Origin of the sequence: Pseudomonas sp. GLN_2, assembly GCF_043106005.1 — a bacterium.
In the GTDB taxonomy this organism is placed as follows: Bacteria; Pseudomonadota; Gammaproteobacteria; order Pseudomonadales; family Pseudomonadaceae; genus Aquipseudomonas; species Aquipseudomonas alloputida.
The window spans coordinates 62,212-78,914 of the sequence record NZ_JBICMC010000021.1; the positions used below are offsets into that span (position 1 = coordinate 62,212).

General features: G+C 63.9%; 13 protein-coding genes. 1 reads left to right on the top strand and 12 read right to left on the bottom strand.

Annotated features, from left to right (window positions below):
- Positions 1–40: 40 nt before the first annotated feature.
- The 8 genes from ACF8Q6_RS05625 to ACF8Q6_RS05660 form a co-directional block, all read right to left on the bottom strand.
- Complete coding sequence (locus ACF8Q6_RS05625) at positions 41–841, bottom strand: lipopolysaccharide biosynthesis protein (protein WP_392494233.1); 801 nt, start codon at positions 839–841, stop codon at positions 41–43.
- 205 nt (positions 842–1,046) lie between these two features.
- Positions 1,047–2,699: a fatty acid--CoA ligase gene (locus tag ACF8Q6_RS05630; protein ID WP_392494234.1), complete on the bottom strand. Its 1,653-nt coding sequence runs from the start codon at positions 2,697–2,699 to the stop codon at positions 1,047–1,049.
- Positions 2,699–4,477, bottom strand: a complete 1,779-nt coding sequence (locus ACF8Q6_RS05635) for an acyl-CoA dehydrogenase C-terminal domain-containing protein (protein ID WP_392498452.1) — start codon at positions 4,475–4,477, stop codon at positions 2,699–2,701. The genes ACF8Q6_RS05630 and ACF8Q6_RS05635 overlap by 1 nt, the downstream gene beginning before the upstream one ends.
- Complete coding sequence (locus ACF8Q6_RS05640) at positions 4,470–6,935, bottom strand: RND family transporter (RefSeq protein ID WP_392489827.1); 2,466 nt, start codon at positions 6,933–6,935, stop codon at positions 4,470–4,472. Before ACF8Q6_RS05640 ends, ACF8Q6_RS05635 begins: the two co-directional genes overlap by 8 nt.
- A 15-nt stretch (positions 6,936–6,950) precedes the next feature.
- Positions 6,951–7,946 (bottom strand): WD40/YVTN/BNR-like repeat-containing protein, encoded by a 996-nt coding sequence (locus tag ACF8Q6_RS05645; protein ID WP_392489826.1) that lies wholly within the window; start codon positions 7,944–7,946, stop codon positions 6,951–6,953.
- Positions 7,947–7,967: 21 nt separating this feature from the next.
- Entirely contained in the window at positions 7,968–9,326 is a 1,359-nt protein-coding gene (locus ACF8Q6_RS05650; protein ID WP_161774459.1) for a DUF1329 domain-containing protein, read from the bottom strand.
- A 38-nt stretch (positions 9,327–9,364) separates the two neighbouring features.
- Positions 9,365–11,320 carry a DUF1302 domain-containing protein gene (locus ACF8Q6_RS05655; RefSeq protein ID WP_392489825.1) on the bottom strand — a complete coding sequence of 652 codons (1,956 nt, stop codon included), beginning with the start codon at positions 11,318–11,320 and terminating at the stop codon, positions 9,365–9,367.
- Between the two features lie 78 nt (positions 11,321–11,398).
- Entirely contained in the window at positions 11,399–11,974 is a 576-nt protein-coding gene (locus ACF8Q6_RS05660; protein WP_392489824.1) for an RBBP9/YdeN family alpha/beta hydrolase, read from the bottom strand.
- A gap of 246 nt (positions 11,975–12,220) precedes the next feature.
- On the opposite strand from ACF8Q6_RS05660, the gene ACF8Q6_RS05665 reads away from it, so the two are divergent.
- Positions 12,221–13,252 carry an AraC family transcriptional regulator gene (locus ACF8Q6_RS05665; protein WP_392489823.1) on the top strand — a complete coding sequence of 344 codons (1,032 nt, stop codon included), beginning with the start codon at positions 12,221–12,223 and terminating at the stop codon, positions 13,250–13,252.
- Here ACF8Q6_RS05665 and ACF8Q6_RS05670 read toward each other — a convergent pair.
- The 4 genes from ACF8Q6_RS05670 to ACF8Q6_RS05685 form a co-directional block, all read right to left on the bottom strand.
- On the bottom strand, positions 13,215–13,547 hold the full coding sequence (locus ACF8Q6_RS05670; protein WP_012052447.1) for a Rieske 2Fe-2S domain-containing protein: 333 nt from the start codon (positions 13,545–13,547) through the stop codon (positions 13,215–13,217). The genes ACF8Q6_RS05665 and ACF8Q6_RS05670 overlap by 38 nt on opposite strands.
- Positions 13,544–14,197 carry a DsbA family protein gene (locus ACF8Q6_RS05675; protein ID WP_392489822.1) on the bottom strand — a complete coding sequence of 218 codons (654 nt, stop codon included), beginning with the start codon at positions 14,195–14,197 and terminating at the stop codon, positions 13,544–13,546. The genes ACF8Q6_RS05670 and ACF8Q6_RS05675 overlap by 4 nt, the downstream gene beginning before the upstream one ends.
- 4 nt (positions 14,198–14,201) lie before the next feature.
- Positions 14,202–15,482: an MFS transporter gene (locus ACF8Q6_RS05680; protein ID WP_392489821.1), complete on the bottom strand. Its 1,281-nt coding sequence runs from the start codon at positions 15,480–15,482 to the stop codon at positions 14,202–14,204.
- A 118-nt stretch (positions 15,483–15,600) separates the two neighbouring features.
- Positions 15,601–16,653, bottom strand: coding sequence for a 3-keto-5-aminohexanoate cleavage protein (locus ACF8Q6_RS05685; protein ID WP_392489820.1), 1,053 nt, complete (start codon positions 16,651–16,653; stop codon positions 15,601–15,603).
- Between the last annotated feature and the right edge of the window lie 50 nt (positions 16,654–16,703).

Consider the following 16,703-nt stretch of genomic DNA (forward strand, 5'->3'; position numbering starts at 1 on the left):
CTGTACGCATCCACAGTCCTTGATGCACCCGCTTTCTTGCTCAGTTCATTGCGCAGCCGGCAATGTGCCGCGCCTGGCTGAGCGTGACCTTGGGGATCAGCTCAGCGGGAATGCGCGATGTTGCCGACAGGTTGTAGACGTGGAAATGCTCGCTGACCACTTCCCTGGCCATCAGCTTCAACGACGGCAGGATGCGGCTGTCCCAATGCTGGTCGAGCCCGCACGGCGAAGACAGGCCCTGGCCGTCCTCGTAAAAGCGCCCGACGCTCTGGTCGAGGTCTACCCCCACCAGCAACACGTCCTCGAAGCCCAGGTGATAGGCCAACTGCAAGGCCACATAAGCCACCGTGCGGGCATCGAAAAAGCCATGGGCGAGGTCTTTACTGAAGGCGATCGAGCGGCTGCGTTTACTCCACAGTGCCCGGTTGCACACGCAACTGTCACCCTGGCCGCGCAAACCGTCCAGCAGGCTCGGCGTGTCGGCTTTGTGCAAGGCATAACACTGGGTGTGGGCTGGCACATCGGCACGCGCATACTGCTCTGGCCACAGGGCCAGGCGTTCGCTGTCGCGCAAGGCAGTGGCGAACAAGGCCGGCTGTTGCTGGCAAAAGCTTTTGTCGGTGCACACGTAGAAGAAGGGTTTGATGCCGTGTTCGGCGGTCATGGCGACCGACCCATTCATGGCGATGATGGGCAAGTGCGCAAACTCGCCCAGCGGAAAATGTTTGGCAGAAGCGCCGGAGGCGAGGATCACCACGGGGCCCTGCTGGGAATTGCGACACGCCTCGAAACCGGAGAACGCCCCGCGTTCAGCGCTTGGCTGCGACGGAAGTGTGTTCATCAATGGCATCTTTAACTGGACAGTACAAACCACACTACTGATCCGTGTATACGCCGTGGCCGCTTTTACCTAACTTTACGTCGGTGAACTTAAGTCAACCGCCATTCCCTTGTTTGGCGGGGTTTTGGGGCTGCTGAGCGCGCTGGCAAAGACCACGCCAGCAACAAGATGGGGCGCAAGGCGCCCCAAGCATCGCAAGCCACTTCTATATTGCAGTCTGGCGAATGCGTTTCTTGTCGATCTTGCCGACACTGGTCTTGGGGATCTCGTCCACGCACCGCACCTGCCGCGGTACGGCCCATTTGGCCAGGTGCCCGCTGTCAACATACGGCTGCAGGTGCCTGGCCAATGCCGGTTGGTCCAACTGCACACCGTCATGACAGACCACCAGAGCCAAAGGTTGTTCCCCCCACTGTGGATCAGGAATACCGATCACCGCGACCGAGGCGACGGACGGGTGCTGGCTGATCAGGTTTTCCAGCGCCACCGAACTGACCCACTCGCCACCGGTCTTGATCACATCCTTGATGCGATCGCGGATGCGCACCACGCCCAGCGAGTCGATACAGGCCAGGTCACCGGTGTGCATCCAGCCCCCCAGCCACAGCGCCGCGCCTTGCTCCGGTTCGTGCAGGTAACCCTGGGTCAGCCAAGGCGCGCGCACCACGATTTCGCCCAGGCTTGCGCCATCGTGCGGTACTTCCCTGCCCTCGCTATCGACGATACGCAGGTCCACCAAGGCAATCGGCACACCGGCATCAATGCGCAGCGGCAGTTGCTGCGCCATGGGCTGTGCCAGCAAGTCGGTGCTCAGGTGGGTGATGCTGAGCAGCGGGCAGCTTTCCGACATGCCGTAGCCACAATGCACACTGATGCCGCGCCCGCTGGCACGCTGGGCCAGGCTCAGCGTCAGGGCGCTGCCGCCCAGCAGCATCTTCCAGCCGGTCAGGTCGGTGCAGCGCCCTTGCTCGCTGTCGAGCATCATTTGCAGCACCGTCGGTACGCAATGGGAGAACGTCACCCCCTCGTCATGGAACAGGCGCACCAGGCGGTTGGGCTCGTAGCGCCCGGGGTAGACCTGCTTGATGCCCAGCGCCGTGGCCACATAGGGCACGCCCCAGGCATGCACGTGGAACATGGGCGTGATCGGCATGTACACATCGCCGGTGCGCAGCAACGGTACCTCCCCACACGCGGCCAAGGTGCCCTGCTCGACCAGGGTATGCAGCACCAGTTGCCGGTGGCTGAAGTACACCCCCTTGGGGTTGCCGGTGGTACCGCTGGTGTAGAACAGTGTGGCCAGCGAGTTTTCGTCGAAGTCGGCAAATTCGAACTGTGGCGCTGCAGCCGCCAGCATGGCTTCGTATTCGCCCAGCAAAGGCACTGTCTGCGCGGCGGCAGCGCCGTCGCTGAGGCGGATGATGCCCTCGACGGTCGGCAGGTCGCCACGCAGCTGCTGTATCAATGGCAGGAAGTCGTCATGCACCAGTACCCACCGATCCTCGGCGTGGTTCATGGTGTAGCGCACCTGCTCGCTGGACAGCCGCACGTTCACCGTATGCAAGACCGCGCCCAGCATTGGTACGGCAAAGAAACATTCCAGTGCCCGGTGGCTGTCCCAGTCGAGCAATGCCACCGTGTCGCCAGGCTTGACCCCGGCCGTGGTCAACACGTTGGCCAGCCGTTGGATGCGTTCCAGCAACGTGGTGTAGGTGTAGCGCAGCTTGTCGGCGTAGACGATTTCCTGGTTGGGCTGGTAGCGCACGCCCGACAGCAGCAGGCGTTTGATCAGCAGCGGATAGGCATAGGCCTGCTCGGCCCGGGGCATGACGCGAGTGGTGAGCATGTTGGCGGCCATCACAGTTGCACGGCCTCGAGCAGGTACAGGCTATCGCTGCCGGCCCTGACACTGGCGCTGAGCGAGTGGATGCGTGGTAGCAGGCGTGCAAAGTAGAAGCGCGCGGTGCCGAGCTTGCTGAGGTGGAACGGCTCTGGTGCCGCCTGGCCCTGGCACACCACGGCCATGCGCGCCCACAGGTAGGCGTAGAAGGTGTAGCCAAACACGTGCAGGTACTCCACCGCCGCCGCGCCAAGCTCGCGTGGGTTGCCTTGGCTGCGGTCGAGCAGCCAGGCACTCAGTTCGTCAAGGTTGTGCACGGCCGCCAGCAGTGGCGCACTGAATTCGGCGTGCGCCACTGGCAGCGCCTGGGCAAAGCTGACGATTTCGTCAGACAGGCCACGGTAGGCCTTGCCGCCATCACCAAACAGCTTGCGCCCTACCAGGTCGAGCGCCTGGATGCCATTGGTGCCTTCGTAGATCTGGGTAATGCGGCAGTCACGAATCAACTGCTCCTGGCCCCACTCGCGGATATAGCCGTGGCCACCCAGCACCTGCTGGCCGTGCAGGGTAGTTTCCAGTCCCATGTCGGTAAGGAAGGCTTTGGCTACCGGCGTAAGCAACGCCACCTTGGCCTCGGCATTGGCGCGTGTAGCCGAATCGTCGCTGTATTTGGCCAGGTCCAACTGCAACGCCACGTAGGTGGTAAATGCCCGCCCGCCCTCGTTCAGCGCTTTCATGGTCAGTAGCATGCGGCGTACATCCGGGTGGACGATGATCGGGTCGGCAGACTGCGACGGCGCTTCGACACCCGACGGCGCGCGGCCTTGAAGACGATCACGGGCATAAGCAATGGCCCCCTGATAAGACCGCTCGCCCAGCGCCAGCCCCTGGATACCCACGCCCAGGCGCTCGTAGTTCATCATGGTGAACATGGCATTGAGGCCCTTGTTCGGCTCGCCGACCAAGTAGCCGATGGCGCCGTCGAAGTTCATCACGCAGGTGGCCGAGGCCTTGATGCCCATCTTGTGCTCGATTGAGCCGCAGCTCACTGCATTGGCCTCGCAAAGCACGCCGTCGGCGTCGACCAGCACCTTGGGCACCAGGAACAGCGAGATGCCTTTGGGGCCGGCAGGTGCCTCCGGTAACCGCGCCAGCACCAGGTGGATGATGTTCTCGGTCAGGTCCTGCTCGCCGCCAGTGATGAAGACCTTGGTGCCGCTGATGCGGTAGCCGCCGTCGGCGAGGGGTTGTGCCCGGGTGCGGATCAGGCCCAGGTCGGTGCCGGCGTGGGGCTCGGTCAGGCACATCGAACCGGCCCAACGCCCTTGGTACATGGGTGGCAGGTACAGCGCCTGCAAAGCCTCACTGGCATGGTTGAGCAGTGCCAGGCAGGCCCCGGCGGTCAGCATCGGGTACAGGCCAAACGACAGGTTGGCGGCATTGAGCATCTCTTCGAGTTGGGCGCCGATCACCTTCGGCATGCCCATGCCGCCGTAGGCCGGGTCACCGGCCACACCGACCCAGCCGTCAGCGGCAAATGCCCGGTAGGCATCGGCGAAGCCGTCAGGCGTGCGTACCTGGCCAGCCTCCCAGCGGCAGCCCTGCTCGTCGCCACTGCGGTTGAGCGGCGCCACTCGCTCGGCAATCAGCTTGCCGGCCTGCTCGAGGATGGCCCGGGCAGTGTCACCATCGACCACCTCGGCCAGTTCGGGCGTTTGCGCCCACCAGGTGGGGATGTCGAACACTTCGTTGAACAGAAAATCCATGTCGCGCAGTGGCGCAAGGTAATCAGACATGAGGCGAGCACTCGGTTGCTTGGGTTTGCGAAAGCGCCGGCGCCTGGGCATCGGCAGCTGCCGGGGCGCCCTGGCCGCGCAGGAGGAAGTGCGACAACGCGGGTATCAGCACCAGCGCGCCGAGCATGTTCCACAGGAACATGAAGGTCAGCAGCAGGCCCATGTCGGCCTGGAACTTGATTGGCGACCAGGCCCAGCCGGCTACGCCAGCGGCCAAGGTGATACCGACCAGCCCCACCACCCGACCGGTGAAGGCCAGGGCTTTCTGGTAGGCGTGGGCCAGGCTCAGGCCGGCGCGCTGGTAGTGCAACTGCACGCTGAGCAGGTACAGCGCGTAGTCCACGCCAATGCCCACCCCCAGGGCGATCACCGGCAAGGTGGCGACCTTGACGCCGATGCCCATGGCCACCATCAACGCCTCGCACAGCACCGAGGTAAGCATCAGCGGCAGGATTGCCACCAGCGTCGCTCGCCAGCTGCGGAAGGTGACCAGGCAGAACAGGGTCACCGCCAGGTACACCAGCAACAGCATGCGGTGGTTGGCCTCGCGCACCACCTCGTTGGTGGCAGCCTCGATGCCGGCGCTGCCGGCGGCCAGCAGGAACTGGTGGTCAGCATTGCTGTTGGCCTGGGCGAAACGCTCAGCCGCTGCAGCCACCTGGGCCAGCGTGTCGGCGCGGTGGTCCTTGAGGTAGGCGATCACCGGCATCAGCGAACAGTCGTTGTTGAACAGCTCCGGGGCGTTGACCGACGCTTGCTGGGCGGCGTAGTTGAGCACGTCCTGGTTGCGCTGCAGGCTGTTCAGGCGCGCGTTGCCTTCGTAGGTACCCGCAGTGATCTGGCGTACCGCGTTTGCCAGCGACACGGTGGTCTGCACACCCGGCAGTTGCTGCAGCTCCCAGGCCAGGCGGTCGGCGAGGATCAATGTCTGGTATTGCAGGCAGCCTTCGGGGGCCGTCTTGACCATCACCGCGAAGGTATCGCTGGACAGTGCGTAGTGCTGGGTGATGTAAGCGTTGTCGAGGTTGTAGCGCGAGTCCGCACGCAGCTCGGGGGCGCCACTGTCGAGGTCGCCGATTTTCAGCTGGAGGCTACCCCAGGTGCCTAGGGCGGCCAACGCCAGGGCAGCCAGCAATGCAGCGCTGGCCCACTTGCGTTCGGTGAATCGGTCAAGCAGGGCCCACAGCCGGCCGAAGCCACGGTGCTGATCCGCGCGGGCATCGATACGTAGCGCTCGCTCGGCCGCCTTGCGGCCCACACCGACATAGGACAGTGCCACCGGCATCAACAGCAACGAGGTAAAAATCAGCACCGCCACACCAATGCTGGCGGTGATTGCCAGGTCCTGGATCACCGGAATATCGATCAGCATCAGCACCGCAAAGCCCACGGCATCGGCCAGCAGTGCGGTGACCCCGGCCACGAACAGGCGGCGGAAGGTATAGCGGGCGGCAATCTGCCGGTGCGTACCGCGGCCTATGTCCTGAAGGATGCCGTTCATCTTCTGCGCCGCGTGCGACACGCCGATGGCAAAGATCAGGAACGGCACCAGGATCGAATACGGGTCGATGGCATAGCCCAGCCAGGCAACGATACCCAGCTGCCATACCACTGCAGTCAGCGAACACACCACCACCAGCAAGGTGCTGCGTACACAGCGGGTGTAGCAGTAGATGATCACCAGGCTGGTCAGCACAGCCAGCGCAAAGAACGCCATCACCTGGATCAGGCCGTCGATCAGATCGCCCATCAGCTTGGCGAAGCCGATCACATGAATGCGGTACTGGCCGCTGGCCTGGTACTGACTGCGCAACTGTTCGAGCTTTTGCGAAAAGGCATGGTAGTCCAGGCCTTTGCCGGTGGCTGAGTCCTGGTCCAGCAGCGGCACCACCAGCATGCTCGACTTGAAGTCGCGCGCTACCAGGCTGCCGACGATGTTGGCACGCTCGATGTTCTGCCTTAGCTGTTCGATATCACCGGCTGCGCCTTGATACCCGTCAGGCATGACCGGCCCGCCCTGAAAACCCTCCTCGGTTACCTCGGTCCATCGCACCGCCGGGCTCCACAAGGACTTCACCCATGCCCGGTCCACGCCTTGGCTGAGGAACAGTTCGTCGTTGATATGGCGCAGGGTCTGCAGGTAACCCGGGTCGAAGATATCGCCGTGGGTGTTCTCTACCACCATCCGGACCGCATTGCCCAATCCGCGCAGCGAAGCGCGGTTTTCCAGGTAGTTCTGTATGTAGGGGTGGCTCTGCGGCAGCATCTTGTCAAAGCTGGGGCGCAGCTCCAGGCGCGTCGCCGCCATGAAGCCCAGCACCAAGGTTGCCAGCAGCATGCACAGCAGAAATGGCCAGCGATGGTTGAACACCAGGCGTTCCAGGCAATTGCCCGAGCGTGGGTCGAAATCGGCGAGGTTGCGGATTACCGGAAGCGTATCTTGGCGGGTAGCGGCCATCAGGGTCTTCTCTTGTCAGGGGTGCTGCGTGGGGTTACCGGCCTGGTTGCGCACGCCACGCTCGCCCACCAGCACCAGGCCGTTACCGGCATCGCTGACGAGTGCGGTGACTGGGCTGCGAGGGCTGTGGGCTACCGGGTTGAAGCTGGCGCCGTCATCGCGGCTGAGCAGCAGGTCACCGGCCTGGCTGGCAAGCCACAGCTGCCCATCAGGGTCGATACCGGCGGCGGTGAGGCTGGTGTTGATCCCTGTGTCGATCAGTTGCCACTGCTGGCCGCCATCGGCACTGCGATAGACGTGGCCGCGCAGGCCGTATATCAGCAGCACGCCGGGCTTGCCGACAGCACCGAACAGGGTGCCGGCGTAGGGTGTGCCAACGCGAGCGAAGCGCTTGCCGTCCCACTTCAGCAACAGGCCCTGCTCGCCCGTGATGAACAGCTCGTCGCCCACCGCGGCCAGGCTGGTCAGGTGCAGGCCTTGCGGGTTGTCGCTGTGATCGAGCCACGGCTGCCAGTGCTCGCCGCCATCCGTGGTGCGAAGCAGCAGGTTGAACACCCCCACCGCGTAGCCCGTGCGGGTATCGCTGAACCACACGTCGAGCAAGGCATTGTCGGTGCCCGCGCCTGGCAGCTGTTCGGCCAGGACCCGGCCGTCCAGCTGTTTTTGCCAGTGCATGCCACCGTCACGGCTGTGCAGGACCACACCGTCATGGCCCACCGCCCAGCCCAGCTCGGGCGTGGCGAAGCTCACCGCATTCAGGTCGGCGCTGACCGGCACCTGGGCTTGCTGCCAGTGCGCGCCGTGGTCATCGGAATACAGGATGTGCCCGCGCGGGCCGACCGCGACCAGGCGCTGCCCGGCCAAGGTCACATCACGCAGGGCGCTGCTGCTGGCAAGGGCGCTGGGCATGGCGGGCACATCCAGCACATCGGTGAATGGCGTTGCCTGGGCCGCGCCATGCAGCGCAGCCAGGGTCAGCATCACCACGCTGCATCGTTTGAAGACAGACATTGGAACCTCTGCTCCGTGCGTTCAGCGAATGCCGTTGCCGGCCAGCGACTCGGGCGACCATTGGGTTTTCGACAACGGGTCGATGTAACGGATGCCGCCGTAGGCACCGACCACGCCGTTGAGGTTGTAGGTGCCGCCGATGAGGTCGTAGATCATGAACGGCGTGGCGTCCGGGGTCTGCTTGTCATAGCTCTGGGTGAGGAAGGCGAACGACCCCCGGTACAGCTGGCCACGGGCGTCGTACTGGTCCGAGGCCAACGCGATCCAGCTGTCCTCATCGAGGTAGAAGCGGCGCTTGTGGTAGATGTGACGCGCGCCGTCCTTGAGCTTGCCTTCCACCACCCACACGCGGTGTTTTTCCCAACGTACAAACTGCGGCGCCAAGTGGTTGGGGGTGATCAACTGCTTGACATCGGTGTTGTAGGTCAGCTGGTAGGTGTTGTAAGGCACATACATCTCCTGCTTGCCGACCAGGGTCCAGTCGTAGCGGTCCAGCGCGCCGTTGAAGACGAACACGTCATCGTAAGTGCCAGAGCCGGAGGTGCCCGGGTTGGGCGTGTCGTAGGCCAGGTTAGGTGCCAGCTTGACCCGGCGCTGGCCCGGCAGGTACTGCCAGGCGCTGCGCGGCTGCACCAGCGGGTTGGCAGCGTCGCGCAGCATCATTGCTTCACCGGCACGGCGTGCGGGCCCGGTGTACACCAGTTTCATCTGGTAATAGGTGTCCTTGGCGCCGATCGGCTTGGTCATGTCCTCGTAGATCGGGTAACTGATGTGCGCCTGGCCGGTGGTCGACAAGGACGGTTTGCCGGCAGCATCGACGTTCCAGGAGTCGTACTTGGCGGTCATGCTCACGCCCTGGTAGCGCAGCAGGAAGTTCCACATGGCCTCGGCGCCGTTCTGCGGAATGGGGAACGGAATGCCCGGCAGCACATTGTCCACGGCAGTGCCGCCCTCCTGGCTTCTGGCGCCGGTGGCGTTCTTGCGGGTGTTGTCCAGCACCGCCTGCGGCAGCGCAACGCTGCGGTGCGTCGGGTACACATCAACGTGGTAGCTGGGGTAGCGCTTGAGCAGTTCGAGGGTAGTGGCGGTCAGTTGCCCCTTGTACTGATCGGCATTCCTGCCATCGATGACCAGCAACGGCTTCTCGCTGGCAAACGGGTCGGGTCGCATGCTGGCACCGCTCTGATAGCTGGCCGGCGGGGTAAGCAGGCCGCCTTGGTAGGCCGGGATGGAGCCGTCGGCATTGCCGGCCTTTTCGGCGCCGAGGGTGGTCAGGTTGGTGCCCAGGTGTGCAGCCTGGTCAGGGGAAACGGCAGCCTGGGCAGCGTTGAGCGCGGCCAGCGACAGGCACGAGGCCAGCAGGGTACGTACGAAGGTCATGATGGTTGTCTTCCTGTGTAGGCGGTAGGAAACAGGACTCAGAAGGTCGTCTTGACGGTCAGGTACAGCGCGCCACGGTCTTCGGTGGTGGCGCCACCACCGGAGAAGGAGGCGTAGCCGCCGCCGTAGCAGGTGTAATCCTGTTCGCCGTCCAGGGCATTGGGGGTGCTGCCGTCGGTCTGGCCGTCCTTGCAGGCCTTGGTCTCACCGAAGCTGTCGACGTACTTGAGGTCGACGAAGTACTGGTTGTAGATCGCAGCGCTCAAGCCCACCGCGTAATTGCCGGTGTTTTCGGCGCCGCCGCCTTGCACCGGCGATACACCGTCCAGGCCGACGTTGACCGACAACGGCATGCTCAGGTCCATGCCCGGCAACACCTGGTACCAGGTGGGGGTGAAGTTGACGGCGATACCCCAGTTGTCGCGGGTCGCCTTGTCAATGCCGCGGTAGCTGCCCTTGCCTTTGTACAAAGCCTCGTTGTGGCCATCGAGCTTGAGCAGGTTGCTGTAGAACAGCTCACCCAGCAGGGTTGCCGAGTCGAACAGCGGCGTGTCCCCCATCGTCATCAGGCCGTTGACCGTGAAATGCAGGGTGTCGCCAGTGGCGCTCAGGCTGTCGCCATCCTTGGGTACGTCGTAGACCACCCCGCTGCTGGGCAGGCGCGACGGCAGTAAACCGAAGCCCCCACCCAGGCCACCTTGGCCGGGGGCACTGACGATTGCCGGGATACTCGCCAACGGCATGTTGTGGCGGATGTTGAGGTCGCTGCCGACGCTGATGCCACCCACATCCTTGGACAGGCTCAGGCCATAGATGTCGATGTCGTCGGCATAGGCAAACTGGTAAGTAGTACTTTGCAGCGAGTTGTACAGGTTGCCGACCGCCCCCTGGCGGCTGCCCGGCGGGTTACCGAAAGGGCCACTGGCCACGGTCATGCCGCGCGCGTCGAGCCAGGCCTGGGGCAGAATCTCGGACGTCTTACGGTAGTAGAAACCGAGGGTGCCGCCCAGCCATTGCGGCGACCACCTGGCCATGATGCCCCAGTCGCCGCTCTTGCCGGGCGTCAGGTCATGACCGCGGCGGAGGGTGGTCAGCGCTCCGCGCACCGGGATCAAGCCTGGGGTGCCGGTGTGGCCGAGCAGGAAGCTCTGCGCGCCCTCGCCTACCACATCGGCGCCGCCATAGTAGGTACCCGCTTCGGGCAAGCGGGCAGCATCCCAGTCGAAGAAGTACTGGGCCCCGAGGGTGAGTTCGGAGTTGACCAGGAACGAGGTCGACAGCTGGTTGCGAGGGACGAACAGCTCCTTGGCCTCGGTGCCTGGCGATGCCGCCAGCTTGGCCAGGTCCAGGCCGGACTGGCCATAGCTCAGCGAATGCACGGGGTTGAGCAGGGTTTCCCCCCAGAACAGGTTGTGCTGGCCCAGCTTGGCGCTGACCTGCGACGCTTCGCCCACGTCACGGCTCATGAATACGAACGCATCCAGCACTTCGCCCGATGGGCCGTTGTAGTATCGCTGGGCATAGTTGCTCAGGTGCGGGCTGCCCAGGGGTATGCCAGTACCCGGCAGGTCATTGAGGCTGGGGCTGATGCCCGACTGATCACCGTTGCCATTGACGAACGGGTTGCTGTTGGAGCCGGTGTTGTCGTAGGCCTTGTCGTACCAGCTGGCAGTGCTGACGCGAAAACCGGTGTTGCCCTGATACACCACATCCAGCTCGGTCAGCAGGTCGACCCGGTTGGTGATGTTGGTGCCGGCCTTGCGGAAGTTGTAGTCACCGTCGTTGCTGTTGGGCGTGCCCAGCATGCGCTTGTCGGCGCTTTCCGTGCGCACGCCATAATTGTATTTGACGGTATTGTCCAAGCGCACGGCCCAGTCTTCATTGCCGGTCTCGACTTCGACGGCCTGGGCGGCGGGCAGCGTGAGCAGGGCGACGGCGCAGGCGAGCAGGCAGCGCTGTGGCTTCACGGCAGGGTGAATGCGGTGTTCTGGCATTACGATGGCTCCACGTATTGTTATTGTTTTTCACGCCGCCCGTCTGTTGCGGGCGTGGCTGGGGGCGTCCATGCGTTACTACAGGGTTTCGGCGTCCAAACGGCGGATCAGGGTCTCGGCCAACGGCCAAGGGCCGAAACCGGAAGCCGGGTTGAGATGGCCGACGGCCCCCAGGTTGACCAGTTCACTGCCCCAACGGTGGGCAAGTTCGCTAACGGCGGCGTAGCTGGCCAGGTGGTCATTGCTGCTGGCCGCGACAATGCTCGGGAACGGCAGCGCCGTGGTTGGCAACGGCGACCAGCCCTGGGCGGCCAGGCTGTCTGGGCTTGGGTAGTGCGCCGGCCATTGGGCGTTGAGGTCTGGCGGTGCTGCCAGCAAAGCCCCCTTGATCGGCCACCGGTAACGTGCGGCCCAGTGGGCGACCATCAGTACGCCGGCACTGTGCGCCACCAGCAGCACCTGGCCGTCGATCTGCTCCAGTTCGCGCTGGATCGCCTCTACCCGGGCGTTGCAGCAAAGGCCGTCAAGCTTCAGCGGCGGTACGCTGCGCACCTTCGCCAGGCGGCTGGCAAGCAGCGTCTGCCAATGATCGGCAACGTGGTCGCGCAGGCCAGGGACGATCAACACGGTGGCAGTGGTTTGCAGTTTTTCCACGGTGAACCTCGTGTGCGGTGTAGCTGTTGAGGTTCACAGTAAACAGCCCTCCCCCCGGGTGCTTCACATTGGGCGTCAGGTACTTTTCATTTGATGACAATGGCTCGAACAGGGCTTTGCTTTTCAATTGATGACACGCAGGCTATAAAACCCGTGCACCTGCAAGCCGAGTGCTTTTTGTAGCAACAGCCTTGTGCTGCTGCCTGAAAGCGCCAGGTTGCCTGAACAATAGGGATAACAATAAAAATGCCTGCCCTCGTCCGCGCCGCCAGCTTGACCAACTACCTGGAGGTGTCTCGCCACTTGGGTCTGAACCCCCACAAACTGCTGGCACAGGTGGGCCTTAGCGCGGCGTTGCTCGACGACCCCAACCGGCGTATCCCGGTGGCCAGCGTGATCAACCTGCTGGAAGCTTCCGCCAGCGCCAGCCAATGCGAGAGCTTCGGCTTGCGCATGGCCGAACTGCGCCAGTTGTCGGACTTCGGCGAAATCAGCCTGCTGCTCAGCCACCAACGCAACCTGCGCGATGCGCTGCAGGTGATCGTGCAGTACCGCCATCTGCTCAATGACGCGCTGGCCATTCATATCGAAGAAGCTGGCAAGACCGTGGTCATTCGCGAAGAGGTGATCAGCGAGCGCGCGCCCTGTAGCCGCCAGGCCACCGAGCTGGCTATCGGCGTGATGATGCGCTTGTGCGCGGCGCTGCTAGGCACGCACTGGCACCCGATCAGCGCCAATTTCACCCATGCGGCCCCCGCCGACCCCGCCATTCACCGGCGCATTTTCGGCTGCACGCTGGTGTTTGGCAGCGAGTTCAACGGCATCGTCTGCCCTGCCGCCGACCTCGACAGTGCCAGCCCGCAAGCCAACGAAGCCATGGCCCGCCTGGCGCGGCGCTACCTGGACACGCTGCCAGCAGGCAGTGAACCATCGCTGGAGCTGGAGTTGCGCAAGACCATCTACCTGCTGCTGCCCATGGGGCGGGCCACCCTCGAGCAAGTGGCGCAAACCCAGGGCATGAACGTACGCACCCTGCAGCGGCGGCTGGAAGACAGCGGCTTGACCTTCAAGGACCTGATCAACAGCGTGCGACGTGACCTGGTGATGCGCTACCTGGAGAACCCCAGCTATTCGCTGGGTCGCATTGCCGATATGCTCGGCTACTCGATGCCCAGTTCGTTCACCCGCTGGTTCATCGCCCAGTACGGCATGCCGCCGGCCAGCTGGCGGGCACGCAGTGTCAGCCCTGCTCCCCAAACCCGTCACTATCGAGGGTGATGAACACCGCATCACCCTCCTGCTGCACCGGGTAGCAGGTAACTTTCAACGCCTTGGAATTGACCAGGTAGCCGCTGGCCAGGTCGAAGCGCAGGCCGTGGGCACAGCACTGGATCACCCGCCCTTCCAGGCGCCCGCCACACAGCGACGCCCCTTGGTGCGGGCAGCTATCGTCGATGGCATAGAGCGCACCGGCGACATTGAACAACGCTACGCTGCGGCCCTCGCAGGCCAGCAGCACCCGGCCATTGCGCTCCGGCAGCTGGCTGGGGTTCAGGGCGATACGCAGGCTCATGCCTGCACCCTCTCTGACAAGGCGTCGGTCATCGCCGCAAACAGCGCCTCGGCTGGCCGCATCCCGGCAATCAGAGGGCCCAGGTTGAAGCGATAACGTGGCACGGCACTGCCTGCACGCCCTGCACCGTCGAGGAACGGGCTGCCATCATCACGCAAACAATCGATTACCTGCGCGGCCCTGAGCCCGCAACTCTCGGCGATGCCGAGCAACGTGCGGCTATCGCCGAGGTCGCGGCCTTGGTGGAAATAGGCAATGAACAGCCGCTCCAGCAACGCTTGCTGTTGCGACGCGCCAAGCAGACTGCCGGCGCGCTGCATCAACCGGTGGGCGTTGCCGGTGTTTGGCATGCGGCAGATGCGCGAGAAGTCGATGTCCTCGCCCACCACACGGGCAGCGGCGCGCACCTGAGCCTGGCGCTCGCGCACTGCCTGCTCGCTGCCCAGGCGTTGAAGGTAGAACTGCTTGAAGGGTACCCCATTGGCTGGCAGCCCCGGCAGCAACTGCACGCCCTGCCTGTGAACCTGCACCTGCACGCGTGGCTGCTCACGCTGTAACAGCAACAGCGCAGCCTGCAAGTGCCGCTGGCCAATCAGGCACCAGGGGCAGACGAAATCGAAGAACACCTCGACGGACAATTGCTGTTTCACAGTTTCAACTCCTGGCGCGCAGACGATCCATGTCGCGGTGGTAGTGACGTTTGGCAACCCAGAACACAGCCGCTGCCGCAATGCTTGTCAGTGGCACCCACTGCAGCGCCGCCTGAAGCCCGATCAGGTCAGACACCCGACCGGTGATCAGCGGCCCGGTGGCCAGGCCCAGCAGGTTGTTGGCCAAGGTCAGGGTTGCGAATGCCGTGCCATGCACTGCAGCGTGGGTAAGGTTGGCGACCATGGCACTGGACGGGCCATTGGTGCCGGCGGCGATCATCATGCCCAGGCAGATCAGCACCAGTTGTGCGGTACCGGCAGGCAACGCAAAGGCTATGCTCAGCAGCGCGCAACTGCCCAGGCAATAGCCGATGGCCAGGCTGATCTTGCGGTCCGGGCGCTGCCGCCCAAGGCGATCGCAGAGCATGGCGCAGAGAATCATGCCGATACCACTGCACAGCACGATGACGGCGGCGATCGCCCCCGCGCGGTCGGTGCCCATGGCGTAATAGCGGTTCAGGTAACTGGGCATCCACACGATCAGGGTGCCGCCGACAAACAACTGCAGGCCACTGCCGACATAGGCGGCGATGACCGAACGGCTGCTATACAGGGTGCGCAGCGGGTGGCTGGCCTTGTCCAGCGCCTGCTGCGCACACTTGGGCGCAATGCGCCCCTCTTTGACGATGACCGGGTAGAGCATCGCCAGCACCAGGCCGAACAATGCCATGCCGGCGAATGCCCAGCGCCAGCCCAGGTGCTGGGCCAACACCCCGCCCAACGCCATGCCCAGCACCGAGCCGAACATGCCGCCCGCCATGAACGCCCCGGCCAGCGTCGAGCGCATGTCGCGGGGGAATACCGCGACCACCACGGCAATGCCGACACTGCCATAGGCGGCCTCGCCGACCCCGACCAGAAAGCGCGCAATGAACATTTGCGGGTAGTTTTCCGCCAGGGCACAGCCGAGCGTGGCCAGGCTCCACAGCACGGCCATCAGCACCAGGCTGCGTACCCTGCCGAAACGGTCGGCCAGCAGCGACAACGGGAAGGTCAGCAGGCCGACCATCAGCGCGACGATGCCGCTGAGCAAGCCCAACTGGCTGTCGGTCAATGCCCATTCGCTTTTGAGCAGCGGAAACACCGCATTGAGCACCTGGCGCGACATGTAGTCGGAGATCAACAGGCCGAAGGTCAAGGCGAAGACGACCCAGGCATAGCGCCGGGGGATGCTGTTGGCAGTGTCGGTGCCGGAGTCTTCGGCGCTGACGAGATAGGTGGCCATGTTGCCTCCTTGGGTGTGAAGCGTGGGTGTTGTTTTTGTTGTTATGGGTAAACCGCCATGCTTTTTGTGGCCTCTTCGCAGGTACGCCCGCGAAGAGACCGGGCCTGCCATGACCGCATCAAGTGCGCTGCGGCACGCCCTTCTCACCCGCCTGGCGGTTCGGTGCCATGCCATTGGCTTTCAGCGTCTGCTCGATGCTGTCGTACTGCTGCCCGATGCGGTAAATGGCGCGGGCCTCCTTGCCGCTGGCAATCTCGCGACCCAGCTCATGGGCCACGCGCACGGTCTGCTGGACCTGCTGCACCGAGGTGAAGCGTTTGCCGTGCTGGTCGATGATGGTGTCTTCGTTGCCGCAGCGCGGGTGCAGGCCCATGGCCAGCGCCATGGTGTTGAACGGCAGCACGTTCTTGAGCAACGATTCGGCAGTCAGGGTGCAGCCGTCCGGCGCGCGGTGGATGAAGTTGAAGAAGTTGAACGGGTTGGGGCCGTCGAAACCGCCGCCAATGCCGATCCAGGTCAGGTTCAGCGGCCCCATGTAGTCACCCCGGCGCACGAGGCGTTCGAGGGTTTCCAGGGCATGCATGCCGGTCAGCTGGAAATGCGGCTGGATATGGCTGGCCTGCAGGCGACGCAAGTGCTCGCGGACCCAGGCCGGGCCGGCCGGCACGGTCATTTCGCTGTAGGCAGCATGGATTGCGGGGCTGGCCAGCGAGGTGCCTTCAAGGTACTCGGGGTACAGCAACTCCATGATGTTCATCTGCGTGGTGTTGATGGCCACGGTCACCTGATCGGGGCGCGGCGTCAGCTCGGCAAGCATGTGCCGGGTGTCATCCGACAGCCATTTGGCCGCCTCGCCTTCACCTTCCGGGGCGAAGGAAATCGAACCGCCAACTTGAATGATCATCTCCGGCACAGCTTCACGTACCCCGGCGATCAGCTCGTTGAACTTGGACAGGCGCTTGGAGCCTTTGCCGTCCAGCTCACGCACATGCAAGTGCAGCACGGTGGCGCCTGCCTCGTAGCAGTCGACGGCCTTCTGCACCTGCTCGTCCATGGTCAGCGGAATGTCTTCAGGGAAGTCTTCGGGCATCCACTCCGGGCCATAAGGGGCGACGGTGATGACCACCTTGTCCATGTTTTCCGGGTGCAACGAATCGTCGAAGAATTGCATGCTGTAGTCCTCGCTATTGTTATTGTGCGGTTACCGCCAGGGACGGCGGC